Here is a 15148-nt window from a genome sequence, read left to right on the forward strand (position 1 = left end):
CAGTTTCGTAATAATTACGCTTATCTTACTTGTGTATAATTGGTATTTACTGTAAAAATAGATCCCGATGCTGTCAAAGAATCGGGATCATTAATTTATTTGGATATGTAAACAGTTTTAGCATTTACAAATTCCATAATACCGTCTTTTGACAATTCCCGACCATAACCTGAAGCTTTGGTGCCGCCAAAAGGTAATCTTGGATCCGATTTTACCATTTCATTTATAAAAAAAGCACCATCCTCGATTTTTGAAATACTTTTCTTTGCTTTTTCTATATTTTCTGTAAATAGCATGGTTCCTAATCCAAATCTCGAATTTGCGGCTAGTTCTAATGATTCTGTTTCGTTTTTCGCTTTTATTATTGCTGCCACCGGGCCAAAAACCTCTTCATCAAATGCCGGCATACCGGGTTTGACATCTACTAGAATGGTTGGTTCGTAGTAGGTTTTGTTTTGTGTATTTCCTAACAGAACTTTTGCACCTTGATCAATAGATTCTGTAATTTGTTTTTTAACTTCTCTTGCAAGATCTTCTCGAGCCATTACACTGATGTCTGTTTCCTTATCCTGAGGATCTCCTATTTTCAAAGCATTCACTTGTTCTGTGAATTTCTCAAGAAACTCCTCATAAATTTCTTCAACTACAATAAAGCGCTTGGCAGCAATACAGCTTTGACCTGTATTTTGCATTCTGGCTTTTACCATAGTTTCTATATGTTTATCGAGATTAGCATCTTTCCAAACAACACATGCATTGTTGCCACCTAACTCCAAAACTGTTTTCTTTAGGTTTTTACCACTTGTCGCAGCAATTGAAACCCCTGCTTTTTCACTTCCTGTAAGGGTGGCGGCTTTTATAATATCATCCTCTAACAAGTCCTCGATCTCTTCATGTCCCACCAGTAGATTCTGAAAACATCCCTCGGGGAATCCTGCTTTTTTAAATACATCGGTAATAAGAAGCGCAGAGCCTATGACATTTGATGCGTGTTTTAAAACAGCCACATTACCAGCCATTAAACTTGGCGCGGCAAAGCGAAAAACTTGCCAAAATGGATAATTCCAAGGCATGACTGCCAGAATGCAACCTAGTGGGTCATAACTTATGAAGCTCTCACTTGCTTCGGTTTCTATCATGGCATCTGCCAAGAATTGCGCAGCGTTAACCGCATAGAATTCGCATACCCAAGCACATTTTTCAATCTCTGCGATACTTTGCGTAATAGGTTTACCCATCTCTGCAGTAATCATTTCGGCATATTCCTTCTTGTTTTCAAGTAAAACTTCTCCTGCCCGGGACATAAGTTCGGCGCGTTCATTAATTGGTGTTGTACTCCATGAACTAAAGGTTTGATCAGCAGTTTTTAAAATAGATGATACCTCTTGTGTGGTATGAGTTTCATAAGTTTTTATAGGATCTCCTGTATAAGGATTAATGGACTTTATCTTTTTTGTCATAAATGCATAGAATTAGAATAATTAAAACGCTGTTGAGAAGCTACTCTTTTGACTAGTCGTCAGCACGCTCAACTTCACTTTCACTTTTTAATACATAATCACCATCCTCTTGTTTTATGTATAACGCCTTGTCGCCTTCTTCGCCTTTACGGGTTACTTCAGAGCCTTTGATAGTTTTTGTGATTTCGGAGGTATAGGTCGCTTCTACCTTTCCCTCGGCTTCACCATTACCCCATTTCCATCGTACTTTTGTGCCTTCTTTAATCATGATTAAAAAAATTTAAGCCTTTCAAATTTTACTTAGAAAGGCTTTATGTTTACATGTATTAGAATATTGATTATTTTAGAATACTATATTTTTCCATTTTGATTTCATTTGTACTGCTATCGTAGTACTCTACGGTAAAATTACCATCTTTATCAAAATATCCAAAGCCACGATCCCTATCAGAATCATAGAAATAATAGTTTGGACGACTGGATCTAATAGCCTTGCCCACACTCTTTGAATCAGTTTTAGTGGCTACATTAAATCCTTTTTGTTCTGGTGAAAAGGTGTAATCTATATTATTGTGACGATAATATGTCTTCTTAGTAATGAAGTCATACGCATTATCCTGATCATTGTCGACTACATTGGTCTCAGTTACTGTAGCAGGTGTCTCAATACGTGTTTGATTTACCTTCTCCTTGTCAGCAGGATTCATTTTAACTTCGCTTTCTTCTTTTACTATAGTTTTTACTTTATTCTCGGTCGTGCCCTTGTTGTCTTTAACTTTTACGGTTTTGGTGGTCTCTTCGACCTTTACACTTTTTGGATTTTCTTGAGCATGCATAGAAATTGCAAACACAAATAAAATCAACATAGTTACATTTCTCATTGGAATTGTTTTAAATGAATAGTAATCAGTCTATAAGTTGTTTAACTGACTCATAGTAACTGAAATTCTAAACTAAGATAAATAGTATCTAAAAAAAATTAGATTAAAGAAATGCCAAAAAATATAGGGTAAAGCCTAATGTTTCTTAAAAGAAAGGTGTTTAGCCCTGAATTCTGAAGGCGTAAGGTTATAATGTTCTTTAAATATTTTAGAAAAGTAGCTTTTACTGGACAATCCAATACGATCTGTAATTTCGGACATGGACAAATCAGTGTTGAGTAATAAATTCTTTGCAAGAGTAAATCGTAACTTTTGAATGTACTGATTTACCGTCATTTTATGAAGAATTTTAAAACCTTCTTGCAGTTTATTTACATTGAGTCCAATTTTAGAAGCGATCACATCAATGGTTTCTAGGTCAGATAGTTCATTCTCAATCAGAGTGGCAGCTTTTTCTATAAGTTTAATTTCTGATCGTCTAAGTAATATGCGGTTCCCTTCGTCTTTACTGTCATCTTGATATTGTAATATTTGCTCAGCAAGAATATGGTACACCACACCTTCCAGGTATATTTTTCTCAGAAAGTCTTCGTGCATAAATGTTTGTGTATCTGCGATTAAATCAGCTATTTTAAAACTGTAAAAGCCATCATAATAAAAGGAGGATTTTGCCTCTACATCATGAAACAAATCCTGTAGTTGTTTGCCCATACTATGAAGCTCACATTCCATTTTATTTTTAAATTCCCTACGTGAAATCTCGACACTACTTATGTAGTTGCGAAAATCTTTTTTAAAATGCAGTACATGACCATTATAGCGACTGCTTGACACCACTGCATTTTGATATTGATCGATGGTGTGTGTCAGAGTTTCATTTTCAAAGCGATGGGATATGGAACCGTCGAGACAATATAGGAATTTTAAGGGATGTACATGGTTCACAATAAAATGAAGTTCAATATCTTCAAGAAACGTACAATCGTAATATATCAAACCAAGACCATCGTTAAAGTTCATTCCTTTTATAAAACCTTTTCCAATATCAGGAGGGATGGTTAGAAAATATTCTCCACAGCTATGATCATAATTGGTGTTAAACGCCTCTGCAAGGTCTCTGATAACTTCGGCAAGTGGTAGGGAATGAACATGAAATATTTTCAAAATGATGAGCTTTAAAGATAATTTGATGAATTATATGAAAACGACTAATACGTTTTGAGATCAAAACACATATAGTGTTGGGTCAGGTGTACTATGTATAGATTGGTTTTTGTGTCATTATATAACTGCTATTTACCACAATTCCGCAGTGAATTGATATAAACAAAAAATTAGTAATCTGATTATCAATCATTAAATATAGGGCTAAATCTACAATTTATTGAAAGTTAATTTTTGTTAAGATTTTAATTGTGTTAAACATAATGCGAAATGCATCAATAACACTAAGTAAAGCGAATGACTTTTGTATAGTTCAATACCTTCACACGTATTAATACAGCAATATTTTCACAAATTTTAATCTTACAGGGCTATGAATAGTGAGGAAAACTTAGAGCGAAAGTGTGGGTTGTTGTTGTATCAGTTACAACAAACACTTTCCAATTATAAGCATATGGCATCGCATGTCAATAACCGTATCGAAAAAGATCGGTATGAGGAAACATTTCAGCTGCGACTAAATTTTGTAGAAGAAATAAAAAACGCAATGCAATCTAATGGACTAAAAGTAGCTGTTGATAAGGGTTTCAGTGATAAAGCGATGTTAGATCCAGCCCAAACCCTTTACTTTGATTACGAGCTTAGTTTGCGTGGAACTCTTAAAGAGGACATTCTGTTAAGAGCTCACTATGAAAAAATGCTTGCAGAAGAAACATTACCCTCTGGACTGTATACTATAGTTCAAGATCATTTATATAAGATTGATGCTTTGGTAAAAGAGTTGCAGCGCGTAGTATCTGTTTATAATTAGTGTAATGTACGTCCATGTGTTGAACTTAGAATGATTTTTGCAGGGGCACATTTACTTTAAGGTGGATGTAGTTTTGCGATACGCTCTAAATTCTGTTGGTAAAACACCATAGTGTTCTTTAAAAATTTTAGAAAAGTAACTTTTGCTGTTTAGTCCCACTCGATACACAATTTCTGAAATAGAAAGATCAGTAGTTGCTATGAGTGTATGGGCATTTTCTAGACGGACATGACGCATGTATTCATTCACTGTTTTTGAAAATACAGACTGAAAACCTGCCTGTAATTTCGTTTGAGTAAGTCCAACATGTTGACAAAGTAGAGGAATTGATAAGGGACTGGATATATGTGTATTTATAAAATCCACAGCGTGCTGTACTTTTTTAATCTCAGATCTGGAGAAAGGATGGTTTTTTGCCATGCTATCCTTGTACTCACTCAGTTGAAGTGCCAAGAGTAAATAGAATTGTCCTTCAAAATACAGGCGAGTGATGGCGGGGTTATTCCAGGTTTTATTTAATTTTTTAATCTGGTTCTCAATTTTCAAACTATACGGTCCAACATGCATAAAAGACGCGCGGTCAGCTGTATTCAGTAAATCGTAAAACTCCTTATAGTTTTGTGCATTACCCATGAGATTTTCGCTGATAAAAAAATCTTTGCAGGGAATGTAAGTATAAGTAAATGAAACGTTTTTATTTGCTTGAAATTGAAGGCTTCGTTTCAGGCCGGATTTGGTAGATGATAAGATATTGCTATATGACTCTAAGTGCATAGGTGCTAAATTGTCTCTTGTGTAGTCAATGGTGCCGTTAGATATAAATAGAAGCTCTAAAGCATCATGCTCTAAACTACATTCATTGAATGCAAGTGAGCAATTAGTAAATATATCTAGACGAAATACGTACACCCCCCAGTTGAGGGCGTTTAAAATAATCTTGCCATTACCCAGGGATGAGTTGAAAACAAGTGTATATTCATTAGCTGACTGCGTATGGGAACCATTAAAGAGTTGGAGGAAATAGTTTAATGTGCGTTTAATATGTAGAGGGGTATTCTTAATCATTCTTTGTATGCTACTATTCAAAAGTTTTTATGCGTAGTATTTGAATAACAAAGAACTTGTAAAAATCACTTATCATTTAACATTTTTGAGATATATTTTAACAAAAAAGAAGGAGTGATAATTTTAGAAAAGCGTCCCAGAAGATCTGTAAAAGATACAATTGTGGCTATGAAACGAGCTCCTTCCCCAAACTATATGAGTTGGCTAAAAAGCATAAAAAAAGCCTATTCAACTAAGAATAGGCTTATCATTTTATAGGAAATATAATTAGATAACTTTAACGTTAACTGCGTTTAATCCCTTTCTACCTTCTTGAAGATCAAATTCTACCTCGTCACCTTCACGAATTTCATCGATAAGTCCAGAAATGTGTACAAAATGTTCTTTGTTTGAGTCCTCTTCGCTAATAAATCCGAAACCTTTAGATTCGTTGAAGAATTTTACTGTGCCTTTATTCATTGTAATAAATTAAAAAATATATATTAGATGCAAATGTAGTACATTGTTATTGGATCTGGCAATATTTTAGAACTTAATTAATAGTAAGATAACGTTCCCCCCGATTTTACTGAGCTCACCACCTATTTTTTTTCATAATTTTTCTTATTTCTTCATAATTATTAATCAATCAAACGGTTAAGCTTATAAATTGTAAGGCAAAACAGTAATAAAATTTAGAGAACCCTGTTTATAATTATTTTGGTTTTGGGTTTCCTTTAGAAAAAGGTGAAATAGCAGGTGTTATTTCTTGCCCAACAATGATATCATCGATGACTGACATATTTTTCATAAAATATTCTTAATCTTTAATTACTTTTTTTTTAAAAATGTGGTAAAAACAAAAAACATCCTACCTTGCTACTTTTCAATTTCTAATAAGAACATTAGTGCAAAATAAAGAGATTTCTGAAAATCATTATCCTCAGTATGTAGTGGGGGTTGGAGCATCGGCGGGAGGTCTTAGTGCTTTTAGAAACTTCGTTAAAAATATCACTTTCGATACGGACTTTGCGTATATATTAGTACAACATTTGGACCCCAAACACCAGAGCCTTTTGCCAGAGTTATTACAAAAACATTCAAGTATCCCGGTGAGAGAAATCACGGATGGTGCCAAAATAGAATCCAATACAATTTATGTGCTTCCGAGTAATGAGGAATTGTCAATTTACGAACAAAAGTTTAAGCTCATATCGAGGGAAGAAAAAGTATATACAAAAGTCTCTTTGATTGATATTTTTTTCTCTTCCTTGTCTAAAGTATATAAACAAAATACAATTGGAATCGTGTTGTCGGGCACTGGAAATGATGGGACCAACGGAATAGCAGCAATCAAAGACAATGGCGGTGTTACTTTTGCTCAGGAGGAGCAGTCGGCAGAATGGAAAGATATGCCGAAAAGCGCCATAGCTTCTGGTAAAGTTGATTATGTAGTGAAACCCGAAGAAATTTTTGAGAAATTGAAAACACTTCGTAATGGGTTAAAAAGTGAATCTAAGGATGAAGAATTTGGACAGGAGGATAGTAAGTCATTTGATAACATAATCAACAAGCTTCAAGAACAAGAAGGAGCCGACTTTAGTAATTACAAACGATCAACCATAGGCAGAAGGATCAAGAGAAGAATGTTGTTAAGCAAAGTTTCAAATCTGTCGGAATATTGGTCATTTATTGATTCTAATGACGAGGAAGTAAAGAATCTATTTAAGGATCTTTTAATCCCGGTTACAGAGTTTTTTAGAAATCCGGAGACTTTTAAAGAGCTCGACGATATAATTGCACAAAAAATTTTAAATAAAAAAGCAGATAGTAATTCGGTACGTATTTGGGTGGCCGGCTGCAGTACAGGACAAGAAGCTTTTTCGATTGCTATTAGTGTAGCCGAATTTATAGAGAAGCATCCACAGTTTAATTTCTCTCAAGGATATGCAGATGAGCCTTCATTTAAAGTGCAAATTTTTGCTACAGACTTAAACGATAATTCTATTGCGAGTGCACGTAAGGGATTTTTTGACACCTCTCAAATCAGCGGATTAAGTGATGAACAATTAAAAAAATATTTTATACCCCAGAATAGCGGTTATCAAATTAAAAAGAAAATCCGTAAAATGTGTGTATTTGCAGTGCATGATTTTTTGATTGATTATCCGTTTAGTTCGATGGATCTGGTAAGCTGTCGTAACGTGATGATTTACATGAAACCCTATTTGCAGAACAAGGCGCTCAAAACATTTCATTATGCTTTAAAAGATGATGGCATTTTACTTTTAGGTCAATCAGAGACGGTAACAAGTGCGTCTGATCTTTTTGAACCTATCGATAAAGCTCAAAAAATCTATAAACGTCGGGATGTTGTGTCAAAGCAACCTTTATCATTGCAAAAAATCAACTCGGCATCACGCCGAGTTTTGGAACCTAAAGCAGCAGATTTTAAAAATACAGATAAAACAGATTTTCAAAAAAATGCTGAAATACTCTTATTAAAGGACTTCACGCCAGCTAGCGTAGTTGTAAACCAGCAATTGGACTTAATACATGTGCATGGTAAAACGGCTAAATATCTCGAACAACCGCAAGGAAGACCTAGTAATAATTTATTAAAACTAGCCAAAGGAGGTTTAGGATTTGAGATTAGACAGTTAGTTAAGCATGCTTCTGCAACCGGAAAATCTCAAAGTAAAAAAAATATCATTCTTGAATCCGAAGGGAAGAGAAATCACGTCTCTGTTAAAGTTGTCCCCATGAAAGATGTAGAAGGATCACATTATTTGGTGATTTTTAAAAAGGGAAAAGTAAATAAAGAAGAGGACAGTTCAACGATACCAATAACGAGCGGTGCTACCAGTAAAGATCTAAGGATAAAAGAACTCGAAGAAGAGCTTTTAAGAGCAAGGGAAGAATTAGTGCTTATTACCGAAGAGCAAGAATCGGTAAATGAAGAGCTTCAGAGTGCTAATGAAGAGTTGATGAGTGGAACAGAGGAGCTTCAAAGTCTCAATGAAGAACTTGAAACCAGTAAAGAAGAATTACAAAGTACAGTTGAAGAAATTACGATAGCTAATAGGGAATTGGTTGATTTAAATAGAAAGGTTCTCAAAGAAAAACAATTTTCTGAAGCCATTGTCAAAACGATGCGTCACCCATTGCTGGTACTCGATAAAAACCTGAAGGTGAAGATGGCCAGTAATGCTTTTTATACCCATTTTAAAGTAACAAAAAAGCAAACACTGGGAAAATCAATATATGAATTGTATGATAATCAATGGAATATTCCAAAGTTAAAAGAACTCTTAGAAAAGATTTTACCAAAGCATGAAAGCTTTAAAGATTATGAGGTAGTTCATGAATTCGAAAATCTTGGACAAAGAACCTTACTATTAAATGGTCAAAAACTAACACAGGAAAAAGGTAAAAAGGAAGCGATTCTTTTAGTTTTTGAAGATATTACAGAGAGGAAAGACATTCAAAACAAATTAGTAGAAAGCAATTATAAATTTACAGAATTCGTTGAAAGCTCTCCTTGGCTTATAGCCGTCATGAAGGGCAGGGATATGGAGTTCGAGATTATTAATGATACTTTCTTAGATGTTTTGGGTAAAGACAAATCAATTATTGGGAAATCGTATAAAAAATTAGCGCCCGAGCTCAAAGAGCAAGGTTTTTTTGATCTGATGGAACAGGTATATGATACGGGTATACCTTATGAAGCATTTAAAGTTCCGGCAGTAATTCACCGTAATGGAGAGAAGGTATTAAATTATTACGATTTTATTTATCATCCACAGCATAATAGTAAAGGAGAAATCGTAGGAATCTCAATCATCGCCACCATTGTTACCGATCAGGTAGAATTATTTAAAAAGTTGGAAGAAAGTGAAAAGAAATTCAATCAACTATCCGATCAGCTGCCGGATTTAATAACCCTTGCTGACCATAAAGCAAATGTCTTTTATTACAACAGTAGTTGGTTTAACTTTACTGGATATGATCTAAATGAACTTAAGGACAGAGGGTGGGAACAAATCATACATCCTGAGGATTTGGATAAGGTTAATGAAAAATTTGAATATTCCTTGCGCCATCTCACCGATTTCAATATGGAATTACGTATTCTAAATAAAAATGGAGAATATTATTGGTTTTTGTCTCGAGCCATACCCATTACAAATGCCGATGGTGAAGTTGTTTGGATAGGGTCCAATGCGCTCATTCAAAACCTGAAAGAAGAAGAAAAACGAAAAGGAGATTTCCTTAAGTTAGTAAGTCATGAGTTGAAAACGCCAATTACTTCTATTAAGGGATATGTGCAGCTTTTATTAAATATGATAGAATCCGATACGGCACGTACCATTGATTCTTTTCCATTGGTACCATCGCTAAAGCGAATAGATAATCAAATTAGCAGGCTTACGATTTTGATTGCAGAGATGCTGGATCTTTCTCGTATGGATGACAGTACTATGGAGCTCCATAGAACGGAGTTTGATTTGAATACTTTAGTTGTTAATACAGTAGATGATATCAAACACTCAACAGGTTTTACCGATATTGAATTATCTTTTGATTTAGAAGAAAATGTAATAGTTGCAGATGAAGATCGAATAGGTCAGGTGCTTATCAATTTTATAACAAATGCTTTAAAATACGCCACCACTAATAATACAATTGATGTGTTTGTGAAGCAAAGAGACAAGACAAATATAGCTGTAAGTGTCCAAGACTATGGGATTGGAATTGCCGAAGAAGATCAAGATAAAATTTTTAATAAATTCTATAGGGTTAGTGGTAAAAATGAAGCAACGTATGCCGGTTTTGGTATAGGCTTATTTTTGGCGAAGCAAATAATAGAAAGACATAAGGGAACTGTAGAGGTACAGAGTCAGCTAGGCAAGGGGTCTACGTTTACTTTCATAATACCAATCAATAATTAAATAGTAGTAATGGGAAAAAAAATCTTAGTTGTAGATGATGATCCTTTCTTGGGAGAGATGATCAAGGATATGTTGGAGTGGTATGAGTATGACATTGTACTGTCCAAAACAGCTTGTGATACCGTAGAAAACAGCATTTCTAATAATGTAGACCTAATTATTTTAGACAAACTGATTTCTGGTACCGATGGTACCGAGGTGTGTCAGTGGATACGGGGTAATGATGAAACTAACGCTATACCAATTTTAATGATGACCGCAATGCACGAAGCTAGAGAGGTTTGTTTAGAAGCAGGGGCAACTGATTTTATTAGCAAGCCTTTTGAAATGGAGGCTTTTGTAACCGCAGTAAAAAACTTAACTGAATAAAATCACACAAGTGGGATCGGGCATTTATTGCCGGATCTCACTGGTTTATTTTTCAAAGATTTCAGAGAAGAATATAAAATAAATGAAATAAAAAAGCCGACTCGTTAAAGTCGGCTTTTTTGCAGTGCGGGCGGAGAGACTCGAACTCTCACACCTCGCGGCACTAGATCCTAAGTCTAGCGTGTCTACCAATTCCACCACGCCCGCATTATAACTTTACAGAACTTAGGACTATCTGTAAAACGAGTGCAAATATACATAATTGTAATCAACTACAAAGCACTTTGTGATTTTTTTTTAAATAATTTTCCAGAGAAAAGTAAACCATCCTTACAATAAAGTAGTCCAGATTTTTTTCTTGGGTGTCAAAGAAGATTTTACCGGTTGCATCGCCCAGAGATCTGCCGCATTTTTAGTAATTTTAAGCAAAAATTAAAGCGAGTCTATGCAACATATACATTCTTATATTCAAGAACATAAAGATCGATTTGTCAATGAATTAATCGAATTGCTCAAAATCCCTTCAGTAAGTGCAGATCCTGCCTTCAAAGAAGATGTGATTAAAACTTCCGAAGAAATTAAAAAGAGCTTAGAAAAAGCTGGTTGTGATCAAGTTGAAATATGCGAAACGCCGGGGTATCCCATTGTCTATGGTGAGAAAATTATAGACCCTGCACTTCCCACCGTTTTAGTATATGGTCATTACGATGTGCAACCGGCAGATCCTATCGAATTATGGACAAGCCCGCCTTTTGAACCGGTAATCAAAAAGACAGAGCTACATCCTGATGGAGCGATTTATGCACGAGGAGCATGTGATGATAAAGGGCAAATGTATATGCATGTCAAAGCACTTGAATTAATGACCAAAACTAATCAATTGCCTTGCAATGTGAAGTTTATGATTGAGGGTGAAGAGGAAGTAGGTAGTGAAAGTTTAAGTTGGTTTGTAGAGCGTAATCAAGAGAAGCTAGCTAATGATGTCATCTTAATTAGTGATACAGGCATGATTGCCAAAGATGTGCCATCCATTACGACTGGTCTGCGAGGGCTTAGTTATGTAGAGGTTGAGGTAACCGGTCCAAACAGAGATTTGCATAGTGGTCTTTATGGCGGAGCTGTAGCTAATCCTATCAATATTCTTACACAAATGATAGCTTCGTTGCATGATGAGAATAATCATATAACAATTCCGGGGTTTTATGAAAAGGTAGAAGAGCTTTCTACAGAGGAGCGTGCCGCAATGGCAAAAGCTCCGTTTTCATTAGACGCCTATAAAAAATCATTGGACATCAAGGAGGTACATGGAGAAGCGGGGTATGTAACGAATGAACGTAATGCAATTCGACCTACTTTAGATGTTAATGGGATTTGGGGAGGCTATACAGGCGAAGGAGCTAAGACCGTTATACCGAGTAAAGCATATGCAAAAATCTCAATGCGTTTGGTGCCTAATCAGGATTGGCAAGAAATCACCGCACTTTTTAAAGATCATTTTGAGCGTATTGCACCAAAATCTGTAACGGTTGAAGTAAAACCACATCACGGCGGACAAGGCTATGTAACACCGATAGATACTATTGCCTACCAAGCGGCTAGTAAGGCATATGAAGAAAGTTTTGGCAAAACACCGATTCCGCAACGTAGCGGTGGGAGTATTCCAATTGTATCTTTATTTGAAAAAGAATTGAAGAGCAAAACAATACTTATGGGCTTTGGCTTGGATAGTGATGCTATTCACTCACCAAATGAACATTTTGGGATCTGGAATTACTTGAAAGGAATCGAAACGATTCCCTATTTCTACAAATATTTTACCGAGATGAGTAAAAATAAATAGGGCATTCCCCTACATAAAAATTACGGGTCGGGCGTTCCATTATATCTTTTGATAGGTTAGATTATAACGTTAATGAAAGATTTATAACTATCAAAAGGATGCCATTACACTCCCTAATGCAACTCAAAACCATCTGTGATAGGATGGTTTTGAGTTTTTTGAGAATTTCATTTGGAGTATTAAATACTTTACTCTACATTTGTAGAATACATTCTAAATCTGTAGAGTAATGCAATTAACAAAGTCCGAAGAACAAGTAATGAAATACCTCTGGAAACTTGAAAAAGGATTCATGAAGGATGTATTAGACTGTTTTCCCGAACCAAAACCTGCTACAACTACAGTAGCAACCTTATTGAAACGGATGCGGGACAAAGGCTATGTAGACTATACCACCTTTGGTAAATCCAGGGAATATTATCCACTGATCAAAAAATCTGATTATTTTGCTAAGCATGTAAATGGTTTAATTAAGAATTTTTTCAATGATTCGGCCTCACAATTCGCATCTTTCTTTACATCTGAAACAGATTTGTCAACTTCAGAATTAGAAGATCTAAGAAAGATTGTAGACCAACAACTTAAAAAGAAGCAGCAATGATCGCGTATTTTCTAAAAACATCTTTTTGTCTCTTTCTATTATGGGGTTTTTACAAACTTTTTTTAGAAAGTCAAAACATGCACACCTATAAACGAGGCTACCTATTACTTAGTCTTGTAGCTTCTTTCACGATTCCTTTAGTCACACTTACCTATTATACCGATGCGATCGCTACGCTTCCGGATAGTACTATTCCGTCGAATGAGGTGGGTATGGCAAATCAGTTTACAGCGACTCCCGTGGTTGCCGCAAATTATTTTGATTGGACCACTGTTTTATGGGGAGTATATATTACCGGAGTTTTGGTTTTTGGTTTCCGTTTTATTCGAAATTTAATTCGTATCCAACAAAGAATTAAAAGTAACCCAATAGTAAAAGAACCCTCACACGTCAAAGTATTGTGTACCGATACCATTGCTCCCTATTCCTTTTTGAGATATATTTTTCTTCCCTTTCAGGCATTTAGAGCTAATGCAATTCCTAATGAAATTGTCGTACATGAAGAAGCGCACGTAGTAGAAAAACATTCGTGGGATATTTTATTTTTAGAATGTATTCAAGTACTATTTTGGTTCAATCCTTTATTAATTTTATTTAGAATAGCTATGAAACTAAATCATGAATTCCTGGCAGATTCTAGAGTCTTAAAAAGTAAAAGTACAATAGAAACCTATCAAAACTTACTGATAACTTTTCCAAACAGTCTTAATCAAACTGAGTTATCCAGTGCATTCAATTATTCATTAACAAAAAAACGTTTACAGATGATGTCAACACACTTTTCAAGTAAAAATGCGGCGTTGCGACTTTTTGGCGCCGTACCCGTATTCGGTTTATGTACCGTATTATTTTGCAACGATATCGTTGCGCAGACGCAACCCAACACCCAAGAGACTGCTACCAAAGAAATTCGGGTGATAGAGGCTGCAGCCGATGATCAACAATCGTACGACCCTGTTACTTCTGATCAAATAACTCAGTATAACAACTGGGCGCAAAAAGTAACTAAAGGAATTCAATCCGGAGACTTTGGTACTATTAAAAAGGCTGAAGTAGCCAAAATGCAAGCGATTTACAAAGGAATGACTCCAGAACAACGAGGGGAAGTAGCACCTTTTCCTACCGTTCCGGCTCCGCCATTGGGTCAGGCTAAAGTTACGAATGCTATGATTACAGCGTACAATGCCTGGGCCAAGGACGCTACAAATCAATTAGAGAATAATGATCAGGTGACCATCTTTGACTATGGTAAAATGAGTGCTATATACAAGCAGATGTCAAAAGAGCAAAAGGCAAAAGCAGAGAAATTTCCAGACCTGCCCGAACCACCTCCAGCACCGGCAGCACCAATTCCGTCGGGAACTGTACCACCACCGCCACCACCTCCTGCCCCAGTGTCAAAGGGTGAACATGTGCGAACAACGCATACCCCAGCACCAGCACCTATAGCGCCAATGTCAGCTCACGAACAGCGTGCGTTACAGAAAGAGATAGAAAAAGAGGTAGAAGCGGCGATGATTCATGAGCAAGAAGAGTTAGAGGCATTTAATGATATTGACGTAGAGGTTATGGTAGCGATGGAGAAAGCGACGCTATCTAGAGAGCAAGCAAGAATAGAAGCAGAGATAGCCCGTTCATATGCAGAGGTAGCTCATGAACGAGCACATAGGGCTTCTAAATCTTCTCAACTTGATCGTGAAGAGGTTCGAAAAATTTCAGAGAAAGCACGAAAGCAAGCAATGAAACATGCAAAAAAAGCGCGAAAGGAAGCGCTAAAAGCCCGGAAAGATATGAGGAAAATCAGAGAAGAAGCTTTGCAAGCGGCTCAGCAAGCAAGAGTAGAAGCACAAGCGGTGCGTGTTGAATCCGAGAAGATAAGAAGAGAAGCAATGCAAGCTGCTCGTGAGGCTCGTATGGAAGCTTTACAAGCAATGAAAAAGGAGAGAGAAGAAGCTGCAAAAAAGAAAGAGTAAAGATAAGTTAATCAAGAAGTGATTGCTTAAAAGCTCTTTTTGTACGAAGGTAC

12 protein-coding genes and 1 tRNA gene are annotated in these 15148 nt (G+C 35.9%); 6 read left to right on the forward strand and 7 right to left on the reverse strand.

All coding sequences use genetic code 11. The annotated features are described in order from the left end of the window. Positions 1–95 precede the first annotated feature (95 nt). From BD809_RS01675 to BD809_RS01690, 4 genes are all read right to left on the reverse strand, one after another. Positions 96–1460, reverse strand: a complete 1365-nt coding sequence (locus BD809_RS01675; RefSeq protein ID WP_148781214.1) for an NAD-dependent succinate-semialdehyde dehydrogenase — start codon at positions 1458–1460, stop codon at positions 96–98. 52 nt (positions 1461–1512) lie between these two features. Then, positions 1513–1728, reverse strand: coding sequence for a hypervirulence associated TUDOR domain-containing protein (locus BD809_RS01680; protein WP_148781215.1), 216 nt, complete (start codon positions 1726–1728; stop codon positions 1513–1515). A 70-nt stretch (positions 1729–1798) separates the two neighbouring features. Continuing rightward, positions 1799–2341, reverse strand: coding sequence for a hypothetical protein (locus BD809_RS01685; protein WP_148781216.1), 543 nt, complete (start codon positions 2339–2341; stop codon positions 1799–1801). Between the two features lie 135 nt (positions 2342–2476). Then, a complete protein-coding gene (locus BD809_RS01690; protein ID WP_148781217.1) occupies positions 2477–3505 on the reverse strand; it encodes a helix-turn-helix domain-containing protein in 1029 nt (342 codons plus the stop codon). 373 nt (positions 3506–3878) lie between these two features. Between BD809_RS01690 and BD809_RS01695 the strand changes: the two genes are divergently transcribed. Then, positions 3879–4316: a hypothetical protein gene (locus BD809_RS01695; protein WP_148781218.1), complete on the forward strand. Its 438-nt coding sequence runs from the start codon at positions 3879–3881 to the stop codon at positions 4314–4316. A 51-nt stretch (positions 4317–4367) separates the two neighbouring features. Here the strand turns inward: BD809_RS01695 and BD809_RS01700 are convergent, their stop codons facing one another. After that, entirely contained in the window at positions 4368–5381 is a 1014-nt protein-coding gene (locus BD809_RS01700) for a helix-turn-helix transcriptional regulator (protein WP_148781219.1), read from the reverse strand. 267 nt (positions 5382–5648) lie between these two features. Beyond that, positions 5649–5840, reverse strand: coding sequence for a cold-shock protein (locus tag BD809_RS01705; protein WP_148781220.1), 192 nt, complete (start codon positions 5838–5840; stop codon positions 5649–5651). A gap of 428 nt (positions 5841–6268) precedes the next feature. On the opposite strand from BD809_RS01705, the gene BD809_RS01710 reads away from it, so the two are divergent. Next, positions 6269–10312 (forward strand): chemotaxis protein CheB, encoded by a 4044-nt coding sequence (locus tag BD809_RS01710; RefSeq protein WP_148781221.1) that lies wholly within the window; start codon positions 6269–6271, stop codon positions 10310–10312. A gap of 9 nt (positions 10313–10321) precedes the next feature. Beyond that, positions 10322–10681 (forward strand): response regulator, encoded by a 360-nt coding sequence (locus BD809_RS01715; RefSeq protein WP_148781222.1) that lies wholly within the window; start codon positions 10322–10324, stop codon positions 10679–10681. 125 nt (positions 10682–10806) lie between these two features. On the opposite strand, the gene BD809_RS01720 is transcribed toward BD809_RS01715, so the two are convergent. Then, a tRNA-Leu gene (locus tag BD809_RS01720) sits at positions 10807–10888 on the reverse strand. Between the two features lie 238 nt (positions 10889–11126). Between BD809_RS01720 and BD809_RS01725 the strand changes: the two genes are divergently transcribed. The 3 genes from BD809_RS01725 (at position 11127) to BD809_RS01735 (ending at position 15095) form a co-directional block, all read left to right on the forward strand. Then, positions 11127–12521 carry a dipeptidase gene (locus BD809_RS01725; protein ID WP_148781223.1) on the forward strand — a complete coding sequence of 465 codons (1395 nt, stop codon included), beginning with the start codon at positions 11127–11129 and terminating at the stop codon, positions 12519–12521. A 229-nt stretch (positions 12522–12750) separates the two neighbouring features. Next, positions 12751–13122, forward strand: a complete 372-nt coding sequence (locus BD809_RS01730; RefSeq protein ID WP_148781224.1) for a BlaI/MecI/CopY family transcriptional regulator — start codon at positions 12751–12753, stop codon at positions 13120–13122. A gap of 77 nt (positions 13123–13199) precedes the next feature. Beyond that, positions 13200–15095 carry a M56 family metallopeptidase gene (locus BD809_RS01735; protein ID WP_170251724.1) on the forward strand — a complete coding sequence of 632 codons (1896 nt, stop codon included), beginning with the start codon at positions 13200–13202 and terminating at the stop codon, positions 15093–15095. Positions 15096–15148: the final 53 nt, after the last annotated feature.

This window comes from Aquimarina intermedia (assembly GCF_008124785.1).
GTDB classification, from domain to species: Bacteria; Bacteroidota; Bacteroidia; order Flavobacteriales; family Flavobacteriaceae; genus Aquimarina; species Aquimarina intermedia.

Excerpts from the sequence above, each read along its gene's own strand:
- BD809_RS01715 (WP_148781222.1), top strand. The coding sequence starts at position 10,322 with ATGGGAAAAAAAATCTTAGTTGTAGATGATGATCCTTTCTTGGGAGAG.
- BD809_RS01675 (WP_148781214.1), bottom strand. The coding sequence starts at position 1,460 with ATGACAAAAAAGATAAAGTCCATTAATCCTTATACAGGAGATCCTATA.
- BD809_RS01730 (WP_148781224.1), top strand. The coding sequence starts at position 12,751 with ATGCAATTAACAAAGTCCGAAGAACAAGTAATGAAATACCTCTGGAAA.
- BD809_RS01700 (WP_148781219.1), bottom strand. The coding sequence starts at position 5,381 with ATGATTAAGAATACCCCTCTACATATTAAACGCACATTAAACTATTTC.
- BD809_RS01725 (WP_148781223.1), top strand. The coding sequence starts at position 11,127 with ATGCAACATATACATTCTTATATTCAAGAACATAAAGATCGATTTGTC.
- BD809_RS01735 (WP_170251724.1), top strand. The coding sequence starts at position 13,200 with ATGCACACCTATAAACGAGGCTACCTATTACTTAGTCTTGTAGCTTCT.
- BD809_RS01695 (WP_148781218.1), top strand. The coding sequence starts at position 3,879 with ATGAATAGTGAGGAAAACTTAGAGCGAAAGTGTGGGTTGTTGTTGTAT.
- BD809_RS01685 (WP_148781216.1), bottom strand. The coding sequence starts at position 2,341 with ATGAGAAATGTAACTATGTTGATTTTATTTGTGTTTGCAATTTCTATG.
- BD809_RS01680 (WP_148781215.1), bottom strand. The coding sequence starts at position 1,728 with ATGATTAAAGAAGGCACAAAAGTACGATGGAAATGGGGTAATGGTGAA.
- BD809_RS01705 (WP_148781220.1), bottom strand. The coding sequence starts at position 5,840 with ATGAATAAAGGCACAGTAAAATTCTTCAACGAATCTAAAGGTTTCGGA.